This window comes from Paraburkholderia sejongensis, from assembly GCF_020880815.1.
Taxonomy (GTDB): domain Bacteria; phylum Pseudomonadota; class Gammaproteobacteria; order Burkholderiales; family Burkholderiaceae; genus Paraburkholderia; species Paraburkholderia sejongensis.
Genome location: NZ_JAJITD010000013.1, coordinates 1 through 23,515 on the forward strand (window position 1 = coordinate 1; position 23,515 = coordinate 23,515).

Annotated in this window: 13 protein-coding genes; 3 read left to right on the forward strand and 10 right to left on the reverse strand. The window is 62.9% G+C overall.

From position 1 onward, the window contains the following. Nucleotides 1-123: 123 nt before the first annotated feature. The 8 genes from LJ656_RS23800 to LJ656_RS23835 all read right to left on the reverse strand — a co-directional run bounded on the left by LJ656_RS23800 (nucleotide 124) and on the right by LJ656_RS23835 (nucleotide 18,077). Nucleotides 124-471, reverse strand: coding sequence for a hypothetical protein (locus LJ656_RS23800; RefSeq protein ID WP_230511971.1), 348 nt, complete (start codon nucleotides 469-471; stop codon nucleotides 124-126). After that, a complete protein-coding gene (locus LJ656_RS23805; protein WP_230511972.1) occupies nucleotides 472-9,339 on the reverse strand; it encodes a hemagglutinin repeat-containing protein in 8,868 nt (2,955 codons plus the stop codon). It lies immediately after the preceding gene. A 378-nt stretch (nucleotides 9,340-9,717) separates the two neighbouring features. After that, nucleotides 9,718-11,160, reverse strand: coding sequence for an aldehyde dehydrogenase family protein (locus tag LJ656_RS23810; protein WP_230511973.1), 1,443 nt, complete (start codon nucleotides 11,158-11,160; stop codon nucleotides 9,718-9,720). Between the two features lie 21 nt (nucleotides 11,161-11,181). Continuing rightward, entirely contained in the window at nucleotides 11,182-12,378 is a 1,197-nt protein-coding gene (locus LJ656_RS23815) for a fumarylacetoacetate hydrolase family protein (RefSeq protein WP_230511974.1), read from the reverse strand. Between the two features lie 88 nt (nucleotides 12,379-12,466). Then, nucleotides 12,467-14,251 (reverse strand): IlvD/Edd family dehydratase, encoded by a 1,785-nt coding sequence (locus LJ656_RS23820; RefSeq protein ID WP_230511975.1) that lies wholly within the window; start codon nucleotides 14,249-14,251, stop codon nucleotides 12,467-12,469. A gap of 16 nt (nucleotides 14,252-14,267) precedes the next feature. Next, nucleotides 14,268-15,692 carry an MFS transporter gene (locus LJ656_RS23825; protein WP_230511976.1) on the reverse strand — a complete coding sequence of 475 codons (1,425 nt, stop codon included), beginning with the start codon at nucleotides 15,690-15,692 and terminating at the stop codon, nucleotides 14,268-14,270. 428 nt (nucleotides 15,693-16,120) lie between these two features. Further along, nucleotides 16,121-17,128 (reverse strand): alpha/beta hydrolase, encoded by a 1,008-nt coding sequence (locus LJ656_RS23830; protein ID WP_230511977.1) that lies wholly within the window; start codon nucleotides 17,126-17,128, stop codon nucleotides 16,121-16,123. Nucleotides 17,129-17,183: 55 nt separating this feature from the next. Further along, on the reverse strand, nucleotides 17,184-18,077 hold the full coding sequence (locus LJ656_RS23835; protein WP_230511978.1) for an MBL fold metallo-hydrolase: 894 nt from the start codon (nucleotides 18,075-18,077) through the stop codon (nucleotides 17,184-17,186). 71 nt (nucleotides 18,078-18,148) lie between these two features. On the opposite strand from LJ656_RS23835, the gene LJ656_RS23840 reads away from it, so the two are divergent. Next, complete coding sequence (locus tag LJ656_RS23840) at nucleotides 18,149-19,120, forward strand: LysR substrate-binding domain-containing protein (protein WP_230511979.1); 972 nt, start codon at nucleotides 18,149-18,151, stop codon at nucleotides 19,118-19,120. 96 nt (nucleotides 19,121-19,216) lie between these two features. Here the strand turns inward: LJ656_RS23840 and LJ656_RS23845 are convergent, their stop codons facing one another. Further along, nucleotides 19,217-20,101, reverse strand: a complete 885-nt coding sequence (locus tag LJ656_RS23845) for an alpha/beta fold hydrolase (RefSeq protein ID WP_230511980.1) — start codon at nucleotides 20,099-20,101, stop codon at nucleotides 19,217-19,219. 165 nt (nucleotides 20,102-20,266) lie between these two features. Between LJ656_RS23845 and LJ656_RS23850 the strand changes: the two genes are divergently transcribed. Then, nucleotides 20,267-20,644, forward strand: coding sequence for a winged helix-turn-helix transcriptional regulator (locus LJ656_RS23850; RefSeq protein ID WP_230511981.1), 378 nt, complete (start codon nucleotides 20,267-20,269; stop codon nucleotides 20,642-20,644). A gap of 205 nt (nucleotides 20,645-20,849) precedes the next feature. Here LJ656_RS23850 and LJ656_RS23855 read toward each other — a convergent pair whose 3' ends face one another. Next, on the reverse strand, nucleotides 20,850-21,758 hold the full coding sequence (locus LJ656_RS23855) for a LysR family transcriptional regulator (protein ID WP_230511982.1): 909 nt from the start codon (nucleotides 21,756-21,758) through the stop codon (nucleotides 20,850-20,852). 141 nt (nucleotides 21,759-21,899) lie between these two features. Here LJ656_RS23855 and LJ656_RS23860 point away from each other — a divergent pair, with 141 nt between their 5' ends. Next, nucleotides 21,900-23,354 (forward strand): amidase, encoded by a 1,455-nt coding sequence (locus LJ656_RS23860; RefSeq protein ID WP_230511983.1) that lies wholly within the window; start codon nucleotides 21,900-21,902, stop codon nucleotides 23,352-23,354. Nucleotides 23,355-23,515: the final 161 nt, after the last annotated feature.

A 23,515-nucleotide genomic window follows, 5' to 3' on the forward strand; every position in this document is an offset into this window, starting at 1 on the left:
CGCACGGCTTCCAGCTTGAACTCGAGCGTGTACTGCGCTCGCTTTGCCTTGCTTGTCATCAATGTTTTCTCCTTGCGTGAGTTTACCGCTCAGCAAGAGATTCGTTTTTCGGGGGCAAGCTCACTATTCTGCTGACAGCAACCACCAACGACACTGAATGTCTGGATTAAGTCTTACGACGCACTCAGCTTTAACGCCTTGAATTTCAAATATTGCCCGAATACCTTCTCCGATGTTATCGCGATATATTTCAATTCGATGCACATTTTCGCTAGTGAAATCCATTATTTCACGACCATCGATGCATAACCGGACCTGGAATGACCTGAAAACCTCGCTGAATGAAAAATTCAATTTCAGGTCACCCTCTTTTGAAATTACACAATACGAACTAAGAGCAATCTCGGCCTCTTGCTCTACGGGCTCGATACCGAACTCTGCCAAAATATAATCTGTTGTCGGAAAATCCATTTACTTACCTGTTTGGAATGGAATAATAGTGCTAAGACGTCGCGTCCCGTCAGCATTCACTAGAAACGTGCTTTCCAGCTTCACTGCCTGACCTGATGGGCCAATGAATAGCGAATCCCTTACTTCAAAATTTCCATATTGGCTCGAGAACGTTCGCGATATATTTCCGTCCGTGTTCACCACGTTCTTCAGGTATTCTGAAATCATCGCATGCCCCTCCGGTGTATCGGATACTCCAAGCCGCTTCATTTCCAAAGCTAGCTGATTTGATCTTGCCGCATTATGAGTGCTACTCGTCACATTACCAAAAAGATATTCGAACTTTCCAGCAGCAATTTCAACGTCAATTTTTGTTGCTAATTCGCCCGATGCCTTCGCCCCAACCCCCTCAACCACCACCCCCGGCGTGACCGAATTCGTCGCGATCGCCGCAGCCGTCTCTGCCGTAATGATGCCAGCATTCACGGCCGCAGCAGGATTCGACAACGCCAACGCCAACGCTTCCGGCCCCAGCACTGCAAGCGCGGGCACCGCCACAACAATCGCCGCCGCTGCAGCCGCCGTCACCGCGTTCTTGCCTGCCGCCTCATTGATCTGATTCTGCGCCTGAAGCAGTTGGCTCACCTGCTCGTCCGTACAGTTACCCGTTGAACAGAACGTCTTCACCAGATCGGTCGTCAGCGGGTTCTTTGTAGGCGCAAGAATCGAAACCTGATTATTCTCCACTTCAATCTGCGCAGCACCGCTTGCAGTCGCTGCATTCGCTCCCGAGACCGCTGCTATGCCGGCAACCAGACTCGTCACAAGGTTTTCCCGCGCCTCGCGATCTTCCGCCGACATGCCCTCCGTCGACGAAAGCAGGCTACCGAGCACCGAACTCGCCGCCGCTCCCATCGCACCCGCGCCGCAACTCTGGCTGCTGGCCGCCGCCCCCGCGCAACCCACAATCGCATGCAAGGCGGCGCGTGCTGTTTCACCAGCCGCCGTGCTGTCCTTGTCCAGATAGTCCGCGATGCCCTTTACCCCGCTCGCACCCAATTCCTGCAAATACGCAACGGTCGCACTCTGCGCAAACTGCCCCACGCTACCGGTCACGTTCCCGCCAGCCGCCACGCTCAACGCCGTCAGCACCTGACGGTAGGTCCCACTCGGCCCCCATTCAGCATTGAGCTGATCCGCCAGCTGCTGCGCCTGCGCGCGCTGCTCCGGCGTCAGCTTCGGATCATTCGCCGCCGCTTTCGCCGCATCCGCCTCCTTTGCCCGGTTGCCGACGAACGTGCCGACCTGGTTGATGAACTGGCTCGTGATATCGAACCCGGCCTCGATCTTGTCCTTATCGAAGATCGGCGCGACCGACCCCAGCGTGTCCGACGTATCGCGGTTGATACTGGCAACCGCCTCCTCCGCCGTTTGCCCCGTCAGCTGCTGCTGTTTCGCGCCATCGGTGATCGTGATCGTGCCGCCGCTGATCGCGCTCTTCGTGGTCCCGCTCGCATCGCCCGATGCGCTCATCGCGATCGGCGGCGCCATCGTCAGGCCGCTCGGCCCGCCGCCGTTCTTCGGCAGCGTCGTGCCCGGAACCGGGTTGACGTTGTCGGCGGTACCGCTCTGGCTCTTGCCGATCTCACCGCCAAAGCCGCCGCTGATCCCCAACGACTGTCCGCTGTATTCGGCCCGGTTCTCGATATCGCTATGCGTGAGCGTCGCGGTCGTCAGACTGTTGACGCCGCTTTGAACCGCCGCATCGCTGCTGGAAATCACCCCGCCCTTGAGGTCCGTATTGCCCTTCACGTCGATCTGGAAGCCGCCGTCGCCAGCCCCGATACCCGACTGCTCCGTTACGCTCGCATAGTTGCTGTTCAGCTTCTGCTGGCCGATATTGCCCGCCACGCTGGACGCGCCGTAACACAGCGGCGGCACGCACACGTTCACCGACACACCGCCGCTCTGCTGCTTCGAGTTGTACGTGCTCGTATCCTGCAGGCTTTCGATATTCAGATTGCCGCCGACGCTGGCAATCACCTGCTGCCCATCCGCGACCGCGCCCTTCAGGTTGGTATCGCCGCCCGATTGGAGCGTCAGCATGTTCTCTGCGTTGACGTGGGTGTTGGTCCACGTCGTATCGCCGCCGTTGTCGTTGCCCTTCGTACCGGATACGCCCGCGTTGAACGAGATGCCGTTCGACTTGCCGACGCCGAACGTCACGCCGATACTCGCGCTCGATCCGCTGTTCGTGCTCTGCTGGCTGTCGGTGTTCTGCGCGGCCTGCAGGTTGATCGCGCCTTCGGCATCGAGCGTGGCGTTATTGCCCGCGCTGAGATCGCTGCCGATCACGTTGATATTGCTGTCCGCTCCCTCGCCGGCCGCCGCAATGTTCAGGTTGTGGCCCGCCGATACGGTACTGCCCACCGCGGTACTCGACGACGCCGTCGAACTGCTGTTGCTGTGGCTCGTGCCAAGCGACACATTGATACCGACACCGCCGACGCTCGTCGGATCGCTCATCACCGCATCGTAGGCGTTCTTCGCAGCAAGGCCGGTCGTTGCGGCAGCAAGCGCGGTGAGCCGCGCGTCGCCGTCGGTCTTCTTGACGTCCTTGCGCATCTGGTTCGCGGTCTGCACGGCCGCGATCACCGGATTGCTGACGCCCCCGGAGATCGCCGTCTGTTTGAACGACTGCTGCTGGTTCTGGGTGGCGGTGTCGTAGGCGGCATCGATCGTCACGGTCTTGCCCGCGAGATTCAGATCGTTGGCTGCGTGCAGCGTGCTGCCCGTCACATGCACGTCATTGCCGGCCGTGACGGTGAGATTGCCGTTGAGCGAGCCGATCACGCTGCCATTGTTCGTCGTCTGCGCAGCCTGTTGCGCGTCGGTGGTGGTGCGCGTGCCGATCGTGTAGCCCTGCAGGCCGCCGTCGAGCTGGTTCAGCAGATTCAGGCCCGACAGGAAGCCGTATTCCTTCTTCTGATAACTGCTCTGCGATTGCTGCGTGTCCTGCGATGCCGTGATATTGACATTGCCTGTCGCGCCGAGCTTTACATCGTTGGTGCCGACTACGTTGCTACCCTGAACGGTCAGATCACGCCCGGCCTGCACCGTCACCGAATCACCCGACACCGTACTCGCCACGCCGATATTCGCCTGCGTCGCCTGCATCGTGTCGGTCGTCGATCCGCTCACGAAACTGCCGCGCTTCGACTGAACCGCCTGATAGCTGTCGTGCTCCTCGCGGGCTTCGTTCAGCGTGACGTCGCCGCTTGCGGCGATCGTCGCTGCTCCCGTACCGGCCGAGAGTGTCGACCCGCTCAACGTCACATTACCCTTGCCCGCATCCGCGCTGACCGCGCCAAGCGTCGCATTGCCCCCCGCCGTAAAGGTCGTGCCGACCGCCTGCTCGTCGTAGGTATGGTCCACTTCCTTGCGCGAGCTGCCGTCGGTGGCTACGTTGTCATACTTCGCCGTATCCGTCACCGTGGTCGCCGTCAGATCCCCGCCCGCGACGACTGCCATATCACCACCAGCCGTCACCGTCGCACCCTTGAACGTTGCGTCGTTGCCGCTCTGTATCGCCAGATCGCCACCCGCGGTGATCGCGCTGGTCTGGTTGATGACGGTGCTCTCTTCCCAGTGATGCTGATCGTTCTGCGCGAGCGATTGCGATGTAGTGGACTGCACCGCATCGACGGTGATGTCATGGCCGGCGCTGATCTGCGCAGCGCCGCCCGCGCTGATGTTCGCGCCCCGCACGGTCAGGTCGTTACCCGCTGCAATCACCATGTCGCCGGTCGATGCAATCGTGCCCTGCGCGCCGAGTAGTGTCGTGTTCGCTTTACTGTCGCCCGCGGCCGAGCTGACTCCGGTCGCATCGACGAGTGTCGTGTTGAGGATATTGTTGCCCGCCAGCACCGCAACGCGATTTCCTGAGATCAGTCCCGAAGCGTTGACCACGTCGTCGGTCGCGGAAACGACCGTGGTTCCGTCACTGCCGCTGCTGCCGATGGCGCCGCCACGGTTCAGGATGTCCGTCGCGCTCACCACCGTCTGCGTACCGCCTTTGATCGTGCCGCTGTTGCTCACGCTGCCCGTCGCGTGCAATTGGAGATCGTCGGCGGCAATGAGCGCGCCGGTTGCCTGCAGATCGTTCGCGTGCGTCTGCGCCAGATAGACCTGCGGGACCAGAACCGATTGCGTCGTTCCATCCGGAAGCGTGACCGTCTGGCTGACCAGCCACACGATATCGCTCGTCAGTGCATCCATCTCCGCCGCGGTCAGCGCGATGCCCACCGCGAGGCCGAACTGCTGGGCGACATTCACGCCCGCCGTCATCAGCGCGGTGTATTCGTCGAGATTGCTGCTATAGCCTTGCAGATAAACCCGGCCCGTGAGTTGCGTAATCTGGTTCCGGACCAGTTGCGACTCGTAGAGTCCGTCGCCAACGCGTTTCTCCACGCTCTGCGGATTGAGCCCGAGCTGGTCGAGCATGTAGTCGCTGCTGATGAATTGCGTATAGCTCGTGAAACGCGGGTCTGTTTCGACGAGGTACGACGCATTCGGTGCGGTATTGAGCGAATACAGGCCGCTCGTCGGCAGCGTGATATGCAGCGAGCCGGCGCTATCGGCGACCGTCTGCGGCGCATTTGCTTTCTGGCCCATCAGTGCCTGGTTCGCGCCGAGCGTGCCGCCCGTTGCGCCCGTCGACGAGTTCGCCGCCGCGACGTTGGTGTTGTTGATATCGGTCCCGCTGATCACCACGGCGTCGTTCGCGATGATCGTGCCGCCCGTGCCGCCTATCGCAACCGGCGTCAGCACGATCGACGGCTGGGTCACCTGGCCCACGTCCCGCGTAATGTTCTCGTTCCATGCGTACGTCGATACGATGTCCTGACGCTGGTACTGGTACAGCGTCTGGCCGACGTTGTTGACCTGCGTGCCGCCGTAGTTGCCGCTGCCGGCCGGATCGAGAGAGCCGGTCTGCGCGGTGCTGCCGATCTGGATCGAACCGCCTGCCGCGATCGCACTGTTCAGGTTGTTCAGCGTGCCGACATTGGCGAGCACCAGGTTGCCCCCCGCGAGCAGTTGCGCCTGCTTCGCTTGCGGCCCGGTCACCTGGTCCTCCTGCGTGGTCGTCGTGGTATCGCGTGCGATCTCCACGCGCTGGTAGCCATTGTGGCCGTCGCTGCGCACCGCATATTCGGTGGCCGGATCGTAGTTGATGTTCGGGTCGTAGCCGTCCCAGTAGGTGACCGTGACCGAACCATCGGGATTCTTCGTGGACGTGTTGTACCAGATCGTCTGCTGGACACCGTTCGCGTTCACGACGAGCGCGCGGTCGGTAGCGTTCGGGCCGGAGGTTTCCGAAACGACGTCCGAAGCGGCGTAGATCGCCGTGAGCGGCGTCTTGTAGGGACCCGACCACACCGAATCACCACAGCCCGCATTTCCGTTGCCATTGCTCGGCGTACAGGCCATGTACTTGCTGCGCTTGGTCTGGTGAACCGATTCGACATCGGTTGTCACGTTCTCGACCGTCGGCGCGGGCCGCGAGTTGGTCAGCGTCTGCGTGGCGACTTCGATGTTTCCCTGCGCCTCGATGGTGGACTGGTCGTTCGTGACCGACCGGCTGCGGTTGGCGAGCAGACCGTTCGCGTCGCGCGTGGCGTCGGCGGCGATGTGAATATCGCCGAGGCTGAAGATATTCGCGCCGCCGGTGTTCGAGATATCGCCGCGCGAATACAGATTCACTTCGGATGCCGCCGCGATGATCGCCGCGGCCCCGCTATTGACGATCGACTGGCTGCCGTTGAGCGTGACCGTATCGCCGATGAGGGTGGCGGTATTGGTCAGCGTTGCACTGTTCGTCGCAACGGTATCGCCCTCGATGCGGCCTTCATTGGTGATCGCGTTCGCCGCGTTGACGGTCGTACTGGACGAATTGAGGTCCGCGCCCGCCTGGTTGTCGATGTTCGCGGCGTTGACCGTCAGTGCATTGACCGCGCCCAGCGTGCCCTGATTGGTGAGGTTGCCCACGACCGTGAAGTCCAGATTGCGGTTCGCCTGAATCTGGTTGGCAGCATGGTTCGTGTAGTCGCCGTTGACCGTCACCGCGCCGTCGACGCCCGCGACGATCGTACCGTCGCCAGTGAGCTGGTTCGTCGTGAGCGTCAGGTTCCGGTCGCTGCCGATCGCGCCGTTCTGATTCGCGAGGGTACCCGTCGTGATCGCGATGCCGCCACCGCTGCGCTGATCGTTGCCGATCTTGCCCGACGTGTTATCCAACGACGCGCTATCGAGGCTCACCACACCGTTGCCATGAATCGAGCCGTTCACGTTGCTCACCGCCGCTCCCGCGCCGTCGAGCGTCAGGTCGTTCGCGGCGGACAGCGTGCCGCCCGAATTGTCCACCGACTGCGATTCATCGAGCGTCAGGTCATGCCCCGCGATAATCTGACCGCCTTGGGTATTCGACAACGACGCGCCCGCAAGCGTAACGTCGCCGTTGCCGCCGATCACACCCGCGCCCGCGACTCCACCCGCATTGCTGTTCGTGATCGCGCCGGCGTTCACCGTCGTCGCGCCGGTGCCGATATTGGCGATGCGGCCCGAACTATTGTCGAGCGATGCGCCGGAAATTTTCAGCGTGGCCGTGCCGCCGTTCGTGCCGATCTGGCCGCCCACGTTCGTGAGCGCCCCCTGCGCGGACACAGACGCGCTGCCGTTCGACTGGATGAGCCCCGCCGCGTTATTCAGTGTGCCGCCCGACTGCGCGGTCAGCGCGCCGCTCGCGACGACTGAGCCGCCGCCGTTGTCGATGCTGCCGCCGGACACCGCCACGTCGCCGTTGCCGCCGATCACGCCGCCTGCCGTGTTGGTCAGCGCAGCGGCCGCATTGACGGTAGTGGCGCCCGGCCCTGCGTTGGAGATGCTGCCGCCGTCGTTCACCACCGTCTGTGCGCTGACGCCCAGCGTACCGTCGGCCTGTACGGTGCCGCCCGCGTTGCTGAACCGCCCCCTGTCCGCAATCGACACGTTGCGGGCGCTGATCTGACCACCGGCTCCGTTGTCCAGCGAGCCCACCGCAAAATCCGCCGACGACTGCCCCGCCAGCGTACCGCTCCGGTTCGATACTGCTTCCGCCTGCACCTCGAGCGCGCCATTGGTCGCCAATGTGCCGCCATCGTTCGACAGCGAGCCGGTCTGCACGGACAGGATGCCGGTGCCCGAGTTGCTGATCGTGCCGTTGTCGTTGAGAATCGCGGCCGACGTCAGCGCCAGATCCGCGCTGTTCGTCTGCAAGGTGCCGCTGGTGTTGTCCACAGTGCCGGAGACCGCAACGTTGATCGGGCCGGTGCCCGTCTGCGTAACAGTGCCGCCGCGATTAGTCAGGTTCGCCGCGTGAATCGCAAGCTGGGGCGCGTTGAGTGTGCCGCCGCTGTTGTCGAGCGTGCCTGCCGCGTTTGCCGTAATGGACGAACCCGCGCCCGTCATTGCATTAACGAGACTCAGGTTACCGCCGCTAGCGCTCAGCGCGAGCGCCGAACCTGCCCAGGTCTGCGCATTGGCGAGGTCGAGTGCTACGCCGTAGAGCGTGACGTTGCCCGCGCCGGCATTGTGTCCGCTCGCCGAAAGCGTGCCCGCCGATGTCACCGAGAGATCGCCGTTGCCCACAAGCGCGCCATCGCTGTCGATGCCCGCGCCGAGCACACCGGTCGATGCAACGCTGCCCGCGCTGATCGACGTGTGCTGCTGCGCGGCCAGCGTGCCGCTATTCGCAAGCGCGCCGGCCGTCGCGATCGAGGTCGACTGCTGTGCGTAGACGGTGCCGCTGTTCGCCACGCTTGCCGCGTCGATCGCGAGATTGCCGCTTGCGGTCATCCTGGCCGACTGGACGAGTTGCCCCGACGTGGTCAACGTCAGATCGCCGGCCTGCGCGGCGATCGTGCCGGCGTTCGCGACCCCAACGCCGTACTCGTTGCCCACCAGAACGATACGGTTCGCGTACATCCCGCCGAGCTGCGCGACATCGATCGACACACCGGGCGCCGCGCCATTGCCCGCAATCGGCGTCGCCTTCAGCGTCGCGTAATCGACATGGTTCGCGCCGGCCACGACGTTCAGCGTATTCGCACGGATCGCGGCATTCGCCTTAACCGCGCGCGCAATCAAATCCACCTGGTCGATATTCGATGCATTGAATTCCGCACCCTGAACCGTGATCGTGCCGCCGGTAACGTCGAAGCCGGTCAGATTGCCATTCGCATCGATCAGCGGATTGCCGGTCGTCAGAATGCCGCGCGTGGTGTTGATGAAACCGCCGCCGTCGACCACGATGCCCGAGCTGTTGGACAGCACGACGCCCGCTTTCTGTCCGGCGACCTCGACATAGCCGCGCAGCAACGACGGGTTATTGCTGTTGACCTGGTTGACGATCAGCTTCGCGGCATCGTTTGCGCCGAAATTCTTATTGCCCGATATCTGTCCCGCGAGTTCGGTGTGCGTATTAACGGGCGAGTTATTGAGAATCGCGCCACCGGATGACACGTCGAACTGCGAATACGTGTTGAGCGATACGCCCGCGCCGGACGGCTTCGTGATATTCACCTGCGGCAGGCCATTGGCCGTACCGATCACGTCCGGCGCGTGCGCGCCGGACGGCACGATCTGCGCATTCGAGAAAGCGGGAGCGAATCCGGCGAGGATCAGCGCGGCGAATGCGGTGTGACGCATCGCGAAAAGCGTGAAGGATGGCAGCGCGACTGACGGGCCGCTCTCACCGCGACCTGCATTTCCATGCGCGTTTGCAGTCTCTGCAACGGCGATGAGCATACCCCGGAGCTTGCTGAATACAAGCCGGAGACAACGGTTATTCATTTTTGCGGTGTCTGTGAGGCCGAACGAAACCCTGCGCAATGCAGCGGCGTTCGAATACCTTTCCGACGACACCGGGCTCTGATGGCCGTTCAGGCGTCGCCCCTCGAACTGATCTGGATGACTGAGGAACGCAGGCTATCAGAGCGAGCTGAGGGCAAACACCGGACAAATCTGAAGTTTGGTCTATTTATCTATATTTAATGGTTTGGCTTATTTATTTAAAATGTATAAACGGACTTTAAAAGTCTTATGTCCGCTGTCCCGATCGAAAATCACACGAGCGATCCCGAACACCAAAAACAGACTGGCCCGCCATCGCAATTCACTGCGATGGCGGGCCAGTTCCGTTTCCGCGGCGACAGCCGTCAGAGGTTCACATCAAACCGCACCCGGATTGATATAAGCAGTCTTCACCGTCGTATAAAACTCGCGCGCGTAACTGCCCTGCTCGCGCGGACCATAGCTCGAACCTTTGCGGCCACCGAACGGCACGTGATAATCGACACCCGCGGTCGCGGTGTTGACCATCACCATCCCCGCCTGCACATGGCGGCGGAAATGGCTCGCGTACTTCAGCGAAGTCGTGCAAATGCCGGCCGACAGCCCGAACTCGGTATCGTTGGCAACCGCCAGCGCTTCCTGGTAGTCCTTCACCTTGATCACCGACGCGACCGGCCCGAACACTTCTTCACGATTGATCCGCATCGCCGGCGTGGTCTGCGTGACCAGCGCGGGCGCGAGGAAGTAGCCGCGCGTTGCGTTATCGACCCGCTCGCCGCCGAACACGGTACCGCCCTCTTCGCGGGCGACCGCCAGATAGCGCTCGTCCTGCGCCAGCTGTTTATCGTCGACGACCGGGCCGATGTGCGTGCCGTCCGCGAGCGCATCGCCAACCGTCAGCTTCTGCATGCGCGCCTTCATCGCATCGATGAAGCGGTCATGAATCCCTTCGGTCACGATCAGCCGGCTCGACGCGGTGCAACGCTGGCCGGTCGAATAGAACGCGCCGTTGATGCACGCTTCGACCGCGACGTCGAGATCGGCGTCGTCGAGCACCACCATCGGGTTCTTGCCGCCCATCTCCAGCTGGAATTTCTTGCCCGACTCGAAGCACTTCGCGCCGATCGCGCGGCCGGTCGCCACCGAACCGGTGAAGCTCAGCGCATCGACATCCGGCGACGACACCAGCGCCTCGCCGACCACCGAACCGCGTCCCATCACCAGATTGATCACGCCGGCCGGCGCGCCCGCTTCGGCGATGATCTTGACCAGCTCCCACGTGCTCGCCGGCACGAGATCGGCCGGCTTGATCACGACGGTGTTGCCGTACGCGAGCGCCGGCGCAATCTTCCACGCGGGGATCGCGATCGGGAAATTCCACGGCGTGATCAGCGCGACCACGCCGACCGGCTCGCGCGTCATCTCGACGGTCATCCCGGGCCGCACCGACGGCACCGTTTCCCCGCCGAGCCGCAGCGCTTCGCCGGCGAAGAACTTGAAAATCTGCGCGGCGCGGCCCACTTCGCCGATCGCCTCGGGCAGCGTCTTGCCTTCTTCACGCGCGAGCAGCCGGCCGAGTTCGGCCTTGCGCGCGAGGATCGCGCTGCCGGCCTGGTCGAGCAGATCGAAGCGCTGTTGCGGCGTGGACAGCGACCACGTCGCGAACGCCTTGCGCGCGGCGCCGATCGCGCGTTGCGTCTGCTCGGCGTCGGCCTGCGCGAATTCGCCGATCACGTCGTCGAGATTCGACGGATTGACGTTGCGCGACACGCTCGCGCCGTCGACCCACTGGCCGTCGATGTAGTTAGCAAACTGACTCATGTGTTGATCCTCCTGAAGACGTTATGCGTCGCCGAGTAGGCCACGCGCCGCGAGATTGCGATACAACGCGCGCACACCGAAGGTCCACGGTTCGATTTCGGTGGACAGGCGTACCGTGTTGGTGAGGGCGCCGAGCTGCGGGGTCGAGATCGTCACGCGGTCGCCGAGGTGATGCGTGAAGCCGGCGCCGGGCGCGTCGCGGTCCTTGATCGGCGAGAACATCGTGCCGAGGAACAGCATGAAGCCGTCCGGGTACTGGTGATGGCGCCCGCACGTCTGCGCGACGAGGTCGGCCGGGTCGCGGCTGATCTCGCTCATATGGCTCACGCCGTCGAGCACGAAGTCGTCGTCGGCGCCTTCCACGCGCAGCGACACGCTCGCCGTGCGCACCGTATCGAGCGAGAAGCGCTCGTCGAACAGCCGCACGAACGGGCCGATCGCGCACGAGCCGTTGTTGTCCTTGCACTTGCCGAGCAGCAGCGCCGAGCGGCCTTCGATGTCGCGCAGATTCACGTCGTTGCCGAGCGTCGCGCCGACCACCGCGCCGCGGCTATTCACCGCCAGCACGATTTCCGGTTCCGGGTTGTTCCACACCGACGCTTCCAGCAGGCCGACGTCCGCGCCGAAGCCGACCGCCGACATCGGCTGCGACTTCGAAAACACTTCGGCGTCCGGACCAATGCCGACTTCCATGTACTGCGACCACGCATCGCGACGTTCGAGTTCGGCCTTCAGCTTCATCGCCGCTTCCGAGCCCGGCTTGATCTTCGACAGGTCGGTCCCGATCGTCGACGCGATCGTCTCGCGCACTTCCTTCGCTTTCGCCGGATCGCCGCCCGCCTGCTCCTCGATCACGCGTTCGATCAGGCTCACCGCGAAGGTCACGCCGCAGGCCTTGATCGCCTGCACGTCGCACGGCGCGAGCAGACGCACGGCCGGTGCATTGGCAGCCAGCGCCTCCGGCAGATTCGCGGCGATCAGTTGCGCAACCGGGCCGAGCGATTCGCCGGCCGCCTTGCGTGCGAATTGCGCGGCATCGTCGCGCTCGAACAGATCGGCGGTCGTCGCGATGCTCGCGGTGATGTCGAATACCTCGCCGCCGCGCACGACGACCACGCACGGTCCTGCGTGCGCGCCGGTGTCGCGCCACACGCGGCCGACCAGCAACGCGTCGTTCAGATCGTCGGGGAGAAAGCTGGAAGGAGAAATTGCGGACATGGGATCGGGTCTTTAAAAGTAGTTGGGAAACGGCGCGGGGCGGGCCGCGCGCGCTTCAAGGAAGCGGCGCGGCCTCGTCGCCCGCACGTCAATGCGAATGGCGCGGGTTGCCGCGCTCGGCGATCACCTTCAGATACAGCGTTGCCGGTTCGAGACAGCCGCCGGTCGAGAGCTGGCCGACCGTCTTGCGATACAGCTCCTGCCACGGCGTTTGCGCGGGCGGAATGTCGAATTTCACGGTCTCGCGGCGTCGCGCGAGTTCGGCTTCGTCGACCAGCACGTTCACGCTGCGCGCGTTCAGATCGACGCGAATGCGGTCGTTGGTGCGCAGCAGCGCGAGGCCGCCGCCGACCGCCGCTTCCGGCGACATGTTCAGAATCGACGGGCTCGCCGACGTGCCGCTCTGGCGACCGTCGCCGAGCGTCGGCAGCGACGTGATGCCCTGGCGGATCAACTCCGCCGGCGGCGCCATGTTGACGACCTCGGCGCTGCCCGGATAACCGACCGTGCCGGTGCCGCGAATCACGAGGATGCAGTGCTCGTCGATCTCCAGCGACGGATCGTTGATGCGCGCGTGATAGTCCTCGGGACCGTCGAACACGATGGCGCGCGCCTCGAAGGTATTCTCCGCGCCCGGCTCGCTCAAATAGGTCTGCCGGAACGCTTCGCCGACCACGCTCATCTTCATGATCGCGCTGTCGAAGAAGTTGCCCGACAGCACCATGAAGCCCGCGCCGTGTTTCAGCGGATCGTCAGTTGTCTTGATCACTTCGCGATCCGGCGCGGGCGCGGCGGCCGCGATCTCGCCCATCGTGCGGCCCGACACCGTCAGGCAGTCCTCGTGCACCAGCTTCGCGTTCGCGAGTTCGCGCATCACCGCGGGCACGCCGCCCGCGCGGTGGAAGCTCTCACCGAGATATTCGCCGGCCGGCATGCAGTTGACGATCAGCGGCACCTCTTCGCCGACGCGCTGCCAGTCGTCGAGGCTCAATTCGACGCCCATATGCCGTGCAATCGCGATCAGATGCGGCGGGCAGTTGGTCGACGCGCCGAGCGCCGACGCGACCACGATCGCATTCTCGAACGCCTCTTTGGTCATGATCTGCGACGGCCGCACGTCCTCGCGCACCAGATCGACGATCCGTTTGCCGGTCGCGTAAGCCATCTGGCCGCGCTCGCGGTACGCGGCCGGAATGCTCGCGCAGCCGGGCAGCGACATGCCGAGCGCTTCGGCGAGACTGTTCATCGACAGCGCGGTGCCCATCGTGTTGCAGTGACCGATGGACGGCGACGAAGCGGTGGTCAGCTCCATGAAGCCTTCGTAGTCGATCTTGCCGGCCGCGAGCAGATTGCGCGCATGCCAGATCACCGTGCCCGAGCCGACCCGCTGACCATCGTGCCAACCGTCGAGCATCGGGCCGCCGGACAGCACGATTGCCGGCATATCGACGGTCGCCGCGGCCATCAGGCAGGCCGGCGTGGTCTTGTCGCAACCGGTGGTCAGCACCACGCCGTCGAGCGGAAAGCCGTGCAGGATTTCAACGAGGCCCAGATACGCGAGATTGCGGTCGAGCGCGGCGGTCGGCCGGCGGCTCTGTTCGGCGAGCGGGTGCACCGGGAATTCCATCGGAATCCCGCCGGCGTCGCGAATACCGGCCTTGGTGCGCGCGGCCAGTTCGATGTGATGGCGGTTGCACGGTGCGAGATCGCTGCCGGTCTGCGCGATGCCGATGATCGGCCGGCCCGACTGCAACTCTTCGCGCGTCAGACCGTAGTTCATGAAACGCTCGACGTACAGCGCCGTCATGTCCGCGTGCGAAGGATCGTCGAACCATTCCTGGCTGCGCAGCCGGCGCGGGGTGGATGCTGACATGATGCTTATCTCTCTGTCATGGTGTAAGGGTTTCGCGCGCGCGTTGCGTGGTGTTCGCCGCGCGCGTCGGGTTGCGGCCGGCTTCGTCGCCCGCGGGCGAGCCGGTCCGCTCCAGCATCGCGCGCGGCACCAGCAGGATCAGCACGCAGCTGACCAGCAGGCAGGCACCGAGCGCATAAGTGCCGTTGTTGATGTCGCCGGTCAGATTCTTCGCGACCGCGGTGATCATCGAACCGGTAAAGCCGGACAGGTTGCCGATCGCGTTGATCATCGCGATACCGGCCGCCGCCGCGGCGCCCGACAGCAACTGGCCGGGGAACGTCCAGTAAATCGGCATCAGCGCGAGAATGCCGGCGGTCGCGATGGTCAGGAACGTGATCGCCAACACCACATGATGCGCCAATGCCGCGCTCATGATCAGGCCGATCCCGCCGATCAGCGCCGGAATCGCCGCATGCAGGCGCCGCTCGCCGGTCTTCTTCGAGTGCGCGGCATTGGCCAGCGTCGCGATGATCGCCACGCCGTACGGAATCGCGGTCAGCAAGCCGATATGCAGCGGATCCTGCACGCCGGTCGCCTTGATGATTGACGGCAGCCAGAACGCGAGGCCGTAGAAGCCGGTATTGAACGTGAGCAAGATCGCGACCAGCAGCCACACGCGCGGATCGCGCACCGCCGCGCCGAAGCGCGCGGTCTTGTGCGTGCTTTCGCGCTGCAGGTTGGCGGCGAGCAGGGTCTTTTCCTGCGGCGTCAGCCAGCGGGCCTGCTCGATGCCGTCGTCGAGCGAGAAATACACGACGAACGCGGTCAGCAGCGACGGCACGCCCTCGATCAGCAGCATCCACTGCCAGCCCTGGAAGCCCAGCAGACCGGCCGTGTTCTCCATCAGCCAGCCGGACACCACGCCGCCGAGCATCAGGCTGACCGGCATCGCGATCAGGAAGCCCGACATCACGCGGCTTTGGCGCTGCGCGGGAAACCAGAAGTTCAGATACAGGATCACGCCGGGGAAAAAGCCCGCCTCGCACAGCCCGAGCAGAAACCGCAGGATGTAGAACATCGTCGCGGTTTCGACGTGCGCAAGCTGCGCGAGCGGCGCGACGAACGCGAGCGCCATCGACACGATGCCCCACGTGAACATGATCCGCGCGATCCAGAAGCGCGCGCCGTAGCGATGCAGGAACACGTTGCTCGGCACTTCAAAGATGAAGTAGCCCCAGAAAAACACGCTCGCGCCGATCGCGTACATCGTGTCCGACAGGCCGAGATCGTCGAGCATCTGCAGCTTTGCAAAGCCGACGTTCACGCGATCCAGATACGCGACCACGTAGCACAGCAGCAGGATCGGCAGCAGCCGGCGCACGACCTTGCGATAAGTCTTTTCTTCGAATTCGTCGATGCGCGCGGCGGAGCCGGCGCCCGCGGAAGGTACAGCACTCATTCGTATCTCCGTAGCGTATTTATCGTAGGAAATGCCGTCGCGTCGGGCCTCGTGCGGATGAAATCCGCCTCCACCCAGCCCACGCACGCCGCCGATAGAAAGTTACCGGTAACATTTATGGTCGTGCATGTTACGCGCGGCTTACCGTCCGAACAACCAAGGGATATCCCTGAGTCGGGTTTTATCGGTACGGGAACCGTAACTGTTGGCCCCTGGAGCCCGGCGTCGACTATCCAGGGTGAAAGCGGACCGCAAAGCTCAGCATTCAGACAAGGACCGGGGCCAGCCCGGCCGAGCTGGTTGCCGGAACGTCGCTTGAACTTCAGAAACCGCCGTTGACGACGGGCAGGTTCGACTGGCAGAAGTGGGGCGGGGTGAGCCCATCCGCGCTTCGAACTCTGATAGAGCCGGCTGCCCATGGCCTGGCGTTAGTGCTTTGCCGTTTCCGCTTCGAAAGCGCGATCGTAGAAGTCACGGATCGCCTGGAAGGCCAGCAGGCGATTCTTCTCGAGCAAAACGAGGTGGGTGGCCTCGCCGATTTCCGCCCACTGGCGGTACGGCGCGTTGCGCAGTTCAAGGAACAACGCTTGGGCAAGTTCGATCGGCACGTCAACGTCCCACTCACCGTGAACGAGCAACACCGGCACACGGATGTCGGCCGGTTCGTAATATTTGCGCCCCACCCGCCAGTAGTCGCGGATATCCTGGATCGGGCCGTTGCTCGCGCGCAGCTGGTTCGGCGCGCGCTCACTGCTCCATGGATCTTCTGCCAGCGTGAAATCGGCCCATTGTTCGAACCAGCCTTGCGGCACCAGGGTCGCGCGGCCATGCTCCGGTGCGGTGCTGAGCCAGCGCGCCTTGCTCTCGCGCACCGGGACCAGGCGCCAGGCGCCGAGCGGGCCGCCGCTGTCGATCGGAATCGGCCCGTCGCTGAGCCATTGCGGAGCCAGCAGGACCAGCTTGTGAACTTTGTCGTTATTGCGGCTGGTATAAGCGCCCGCGACCGTCCCGCCCCAGGACATGCCGAACACGGACACTTTCTCCAGGCCGCGTCGCTGCAGCACATGGTCGATCACCATGCCAAGATCGGCCACGCCCGTGTCAGTATTGACGACCGGCAGGCTCTGGTCGGCTGGCTGTTCCATTTCCGGGGGGCGTGCCGAATGGCCGTAGCCGCGCACATCCAGCGCATAGACGTCGTATCCGGCAGCCGCCAGATAATCGATGAACGACATGCCGTTGAACGGCACGTCGTACAGGCTGCCCGATGAGAAGGTCGCACCGTGAACCATCACAATGGTGCGTTCGGGCATGAAAGTATGCAGAGAGGCTGGCCGTTTGTTGCGAACATAGAGGTCGATGCCGGGTGTGCCGGTCGGTACTCGCAGTTCGTCGAACACGAGTTCGGTTCCGTTGATTGCGATGTTCTGTTTCATGACGTTTGGCATATGCAGCATTGCGAAGTTGTGGTGGCGCGTCGATCCTCGATCATTATTCGTACCGCCAGCCGAAACGTTCGCCGTGGCGAGTTACGTAGCCGGCAGAAGTCTCTGCGAAGTGCGGCGTGAACAGCAGCAGGTCGTGTTCGGCGCCAAGCTCTAGCACCCAGCGGCGCGACGCGCGCGCCGCGTCCTGCCATTCGCAGAACACCGAGTTCCAGTCCGGGCGCACCACCTGCAGTGGGTGGTGCATCACGTCGCCGGTAAACAGAGCCGCCTTCCCTTCGGAGCGCAGTTCGATCGACATGTGGCCGATGCTGTGACCCATGGTCGGACGGAAGGTGAAGTAGTCCAGATAATCGCCGCCGTCGCTGCTGATGCGCTCCGCCTGTCCGGAGGCAATGATCGGCGCGACGCTGTCCTCGAAGACGCCGAAACTGGGCACATTCACTTCGTTGTGGCTATCGGAGGTACCGTAATAGTCCTCTTCGGCTTTGGAGTACACATGGCGCGCATTGGGGAAGGTCGGCACCCAACGGCCGTCGATGAGCCGGGTATTCCAGCCGACATGATCGACGTGCAGGTGCGTATGCAGCACGTAATCGACGTCTTGCGGTTGCACGCCGGCGGCGGCGAGGCGCTGCAGATACGGCGTGTTCAGGTGGTGGAAAACGGCATTGCGCGGTCGCTCCTTGTCATTTCCAGAACCCGTATCGATCAGGATGGTGTGGTGCGGCGTGCGGACCAGCCAGCTGTGAATGCTCTGGATCAGGTTGCCGCTGCCCACGTCCATATTGCTCGGCGTCAACCAGTGCAGATTGGGTGCGAGTTCGGCAGCTTCATAGTCGGGGTAGAGAAAGGAAGGCGGCGCGACGCTCAGGCGCATTTCTTCGATCTTGGTGACCGTAACGTCGCCGATCGCGTAGGTTTTATTCGGGTGAATCATTTGGACTCGCTGGTTAAAAACTCGCCTGTAGTCTATGCTCGCGAGATCCAGCGAACAAATCGATTCAAATCATGTCGTCCATTGATCATTTCAATTTGTGGTCGTTCGATCTCAACCTGCTGGTCGCCTTCGACGCACTGATGCGCGAGCGCAGCGTCACGCGGGCGGCCAGCCGTTTGAAGATCCAGCAGTCGGCCATGAGCCACAACCTCGGAACGTTGCGCGTGCTGCTCGATGACGAGCTGTTCGTGCGCGTCGGACAGGTGATGAAACCGACGTCTCGTGCGCAGGCGCTGGCGGCGGCGATCAACCGGATCCTCGAGCAGGCCCAGCATGCGATCACCACGCGCGAAAAGTTTTGCCCGGAAGAGGAGGAACGGACTTTTTCGATCGCTTTTTCGAGCGAACTCGAAGTGCTGTCAATGCCGGGCTTGACGGCGCAGCTTCAACGATGCGCGCCAGGGATCAAGCTCCTGGCACGCCCCGCGCAACCGAACGAGGTGCATCGAATGCTCGACGAAGGCGCAATCGACCTCGGCGTCGGCTGTTTTGGCGAGGGTGCGGAACGGCATCGCTGGAAGCTGCTGTTCGAGCAATCCTTGATGTGCTGCTTCAACCCCGCCCTGCTCGATCTGGCTCTGCCCATCAGCCGTAGCGCCTACCTCGCTCAAAAACACGCGATGGTTTCCCAGAACGCGAGCATTCGTGGCTGCCTGGAAGATGCGGTACGCGCGGCAGGCGTGGAGCTCGATATGGCGATGGCGGCACCCGAATTCCTGACCGTGCTCAGCACCGTCATGCACGCGCCCGTCATCGCGACGCTGCCATCGAGGATCGTTAGCCGGTATGCACCGCTAATGGGGCTGGTGGCAAGCCCGGTCCCGTTCGACTTTGCCGTCACGCCCATCTCGATGGTGTGGGCGGCCCATTCCGACCGCGATCCGGCGTCCGAATGGCTGCGGCAGCAGATAGAACCCATCCTCGCGCAGATTGAGGGCATCACGCCGTCGCCTGGACTGGTCGACATGGCCGAGGTCCCTTAGGGGCCATCGCGGCATCAACGGGGCCAAGGCTTTGAGCGACTCTTGCCGAAGCGGGCGATCAGTCCAGCCTCGAGAAGGCTTGGCAAAGGCCGTGGGTTATAGCGCGTCGAGCCACGCGGCGATGGCAACGTTCACGTCGTCACTGCGATCCTGCATGATCCAGTGGCCGGTATTGGTCCATACATCCACTTTCGACTTCGGATGCGAGAACCATGGGCGCATGCGATCCGCCTGCTCGGGGTCGCGGGACAAGTGATAAACGGGAACGGAAAGGTTCTTGCAGAACACCGCGCTCGCTTCTCCGTTGCCTACCTGATCGTTGCCGAAGAACAGCGGACCGAAGGATTCGCGCACGACATGCATGGGCGTGCCCAAGACGCGCCTCGCATGCCAACGCTTGAACGCCGGGTCGGTGTTACGGTCATAGACCAGCTGAAACAACGCTGTCGCTACGCTGCCGGGATCGTTCGCATGCAGGTCACGTGTGGTTTTCGCAAACAGCTCGGCGGCAGCGCCGGAAAAGCCGAGCGCACCGTCGACAGACACCACCGCGCTGATCAGATCCGGGCGCTTCGCGGCGAGCCGGGCGGCGATCTGGCCACCCATCGAATGCCCGACGAGATTGAACTTCTGTCCCGGATACTTCGTCGCAATCATCGCTTCGATGTCGGCGACGTAGTCGGCGGGCGTATAACTTCCGGGCCCCATCAGTTCCGATCGGCCATGTCCACGCAGATCGACAGCGATGACACGGCACCGGCTTTCAAAAAACGGCAGTTGCCAACTCCAGTCATGGGAATCACAAGTCCAGCCGTGGAGAAACATGACGTTCTTGCCGGCACCTGTGTCTGTCGCGAACAATCTGGCAAGCGGTTTCGTTGCAGCAAGGGCTTCATGGCTGCCGAGCGTGGCTGCAATCGCCGCAGCACCGGCGACCTTCAGCAGGTTGCGACGGGAAAGTTCTCGCTGTGCAATGTCCATCTGGACTCCAAATCAGTTTATACACGACTGCGACATCAGCAGATCGGTCGTGTGGTTGCGACGATCGCCGCGCGCAGTGCAATTAACCTGACGTCATGCTATACGTTGGATATCTACAGTCAATTACGCACTTTGAGGTGCGTAGATATACAGGAGGAAACCGGCATGACCTGCGAGGTAGACCCAGTTTTCTTTGCGGACTGCGCCGCGCGGTCGTTCTTCGATCAGGTGGCGAACAAATGGTCGGTGATGATCCTTACGCTGCTGACGCAGAAACCGACGCGCTTCAATGAGATCAAGCGCAGGCTGGAAGGAATCACGCACAAGGCGCTCACCCAGGCGTTGAGGCGTCTCGAGCGCAATGGCCTGATCGCCCGGAAGGTGCTCAACACGTCGCCGGTGGCAGTCGAATATTCGATCACGGACCTCGGCCGGACGCTCCAGGTCCCGTTTGGCGCCGTGTACGACTGGTCGATCGAACACTTGCATGTAATCGAGCAGGCGCAACAGGCCTATGACCAGCACGTATTGCGGGAGCGTTAGCGAGAGCACGACGGCTGCCCGGTCGAGGGGGACGTCGCCGCAGGCCACCTCCGACACCTGTTGCCTGCGTTTTACACGGACGAGATATGCGTATATGTCGCGTATCCTGATCGCCGTCATTTCCCTGCAAAGGTTCGGCTGTTCATCGATTTGCTCGCACTTAAGCTAGCCTGGATATGCGGCCGCTGCGGGCAACGATTCCCTGTCACGTCGCATGCGTAAAACGCAATTGAGTCTTCAGGTAGTGCAGGAACGCTCGCAGTTTCGGCGACGGCACGCGCTCCCTCGGAAAAAGAGCATTGAGATCCTGCGGTGGGCCGATCCATTCGGGCAGCACCTTGCGCAGACGTCCGGCTGTGACCTCCGATGCCATGCTCGCGTCCATCGCCAACAACACCCCGTTGCCGCCACGCGCAGCGTCCACCAGCAGCACGGGATCGCTTGCCACGATCACCGGATTCAGCGCAAAGTGCTTCGCCTTCCGCCCCGCCTTGCCCAACGACCATGTGTAGCCGTTGTCGGTGCGCGCCTGATGCAGAGCAAGCGCCGGATGACGACTTAAATCGCTCGGACTCTCGGGCGCGCCATGCTTGTCGATATACGCCGGGCTGGCGTAGACCGACGTCGAAAAGCTGCCAAGCCGCTGCGCCACAAGGCTCGAATCAGGAAGCGCGCCAAGGCGCAGGGCAACATCCACGTTCTCGCCGAACAGATCGAGCGGCACATGCGTCGCGATGATATCGACGCGCACGTCAGGGTAGCGCGCGCAAAAGCCGGCGATCAATGGCGCTATCCACGTGGCGCCAAACGAATACGGGAGCGTCACGCGCAGCCACCCCCCAGGTGTGCCACGAATCTGTTGAACGGCGTTCTCCGCATCGTCGAGTTGTCTGGCGATTCCGTTGCAACGCTCGAAATAAGCCGCACCTGCTTCCGTCAGGCGTAGCTTTCGCGTCGTTCTGTGTAACAGGGCCGTGCCAAGGTGCGCCTCGAGTTGCCGAACGCGCCTGCTCACCGTCGTCTTCGGGATCTGCAGGGCGTTCGCCGCCGCGGTGAAGCTGCCCGCCTGCACGACGCGAACAAAAACGAGTGTGTCGTTGAGATCTCTGGTCATCGGAACCCGCGTACCGCGCGAAAATTGTTAGTGACATTGCCTGGAGGATTGTCCCATGCATGGCTCAATCCTTGCCAAGGACACCGACTAATCACCTTCTCCGGCCTGCCCTATCGTTTACTTCACCCATACGGAGAGAACATGAAACTGAGCGAATACACGGAATACGACGCGATCGGCCTCGCGGAGCTAGTCGCAAACGGCGATGTCACGACGGCTGAGCTTGCCGAAGTCGCACGTGAGGCGATCACACTCGTTAATTCAGACATCAACGCGGTCATCGAGAGCTGGCCCGCTTCCGACAGCGGCGCAGGAGCTTGCCAGGGCGGCCCGCTCGCGGGCGTGCCGTTTCTGATCAAAGATCTTGCGGTAAGCATGCAAGGCAAGAAGCTCGAGCTGGGAAGTCGGCTTGCGAAAGGCGTCGTCGCTACCGAGGATTCGTGGTTGATGTCGCGCTTTCGCGCGGCGGGACTGATCACGATAGGACGCACTGCCACGCCGGAGATGGCTTTCAGTACGACCACTGAGTCGACGCTGCAAGGCGCGACTCGTAATCCGTGGCTGCCGGAGTCAAGTGCCGGCGGTTCCAGCGGCGGTGCGGCCGCAGCGGTCGCAGCGGGCCTGGTCCCGCTCGCCCATGCGACAGATGCGGCGGGCTCCATTCGCGTGCCGGCCGCTTATAACGGCCTGTTCGGTCTTAAACCTACGCGGGGCCGCAGTTCGAACGGGCCCTCGCTTGACGAAGTATTCGCGGGTTTCGGCGTGCAATTGGGCGTGAGCCGCAGCGTGAGGGACAGCGCCGCGCTGCTCGATGCGATCCAGGGCCACGCAGCCGGCGAGCCATACATAACCCCCGCGCCGGCGCGAAGCTTCCTATCCGAAGTCAGCCGCGAACCCGGCAAGTTAAAGATCGGCCTGATGCTCGACCCATGGAATGGCGAACGTACCGATCCGGTTATCGCGGCAGCAACTTCTTCGACAGCGAGTCTTCTCGAAGCGCTCGGCCATACGGTCGTCGAACTCCAGCCGACGCTTGGCGCTTCGTGGGATGCCTTCGTGCAGATGAACGCGACCATATGGACAGCAACGCTCGTCGGCTGGATCGAGGGCCTCGCAGCAACGACCGGCCGTCCGATCGACAACACGACGCTCGAGCCAGCCACATTGGCCTGTTTTCAGTACGGCAAGGAGGAGAAAGCATCCAGCTTTGCTGCGGCGCTAGCGATGCGCAACCAGGTCACGCGGTCGGTCGGCGCATGGTTTGAGGAGGTCGACTTGTTGCTCACGCCGACTTTGCCGCAGATGGCACCGGCGATCGGCACCTATGACGTAGGCGCCGAATCGATGACCGGTCTCGAATGGACGCAGCGGGTCTTTCGACATTCGCCGTTCACGCCACCCTTCAATGTTTCTGGCGTCCCTGCGATGTCCGTTCCGCTTGAAGTGCATCCGTCAACCGGTTTGCCGATCGGCATGCAGTTCGCGGCAGGATTCGGGCGGGAAGACACGTTGCTGCGACTTGCCGGGCAACTCGAGGAGGCCCGGCCGTGGATCGATCGCCGACCGATGTTGTGGGCCGGGAGTCGGTCGAAGTGACAACGACTCACCGAAGCGTCTCGGCAAGCAGGCTCGACGCATCGTTCCCCGGACCGTTGCTACCGCGGCAGGCGGCGGGTCTCGAGGTGCACGGAGGTACGCGGCGGGAGCCGTCGTCGGCCGTCCGGAAGCGCGGACACAATGTCCGAATCAACGCGTCG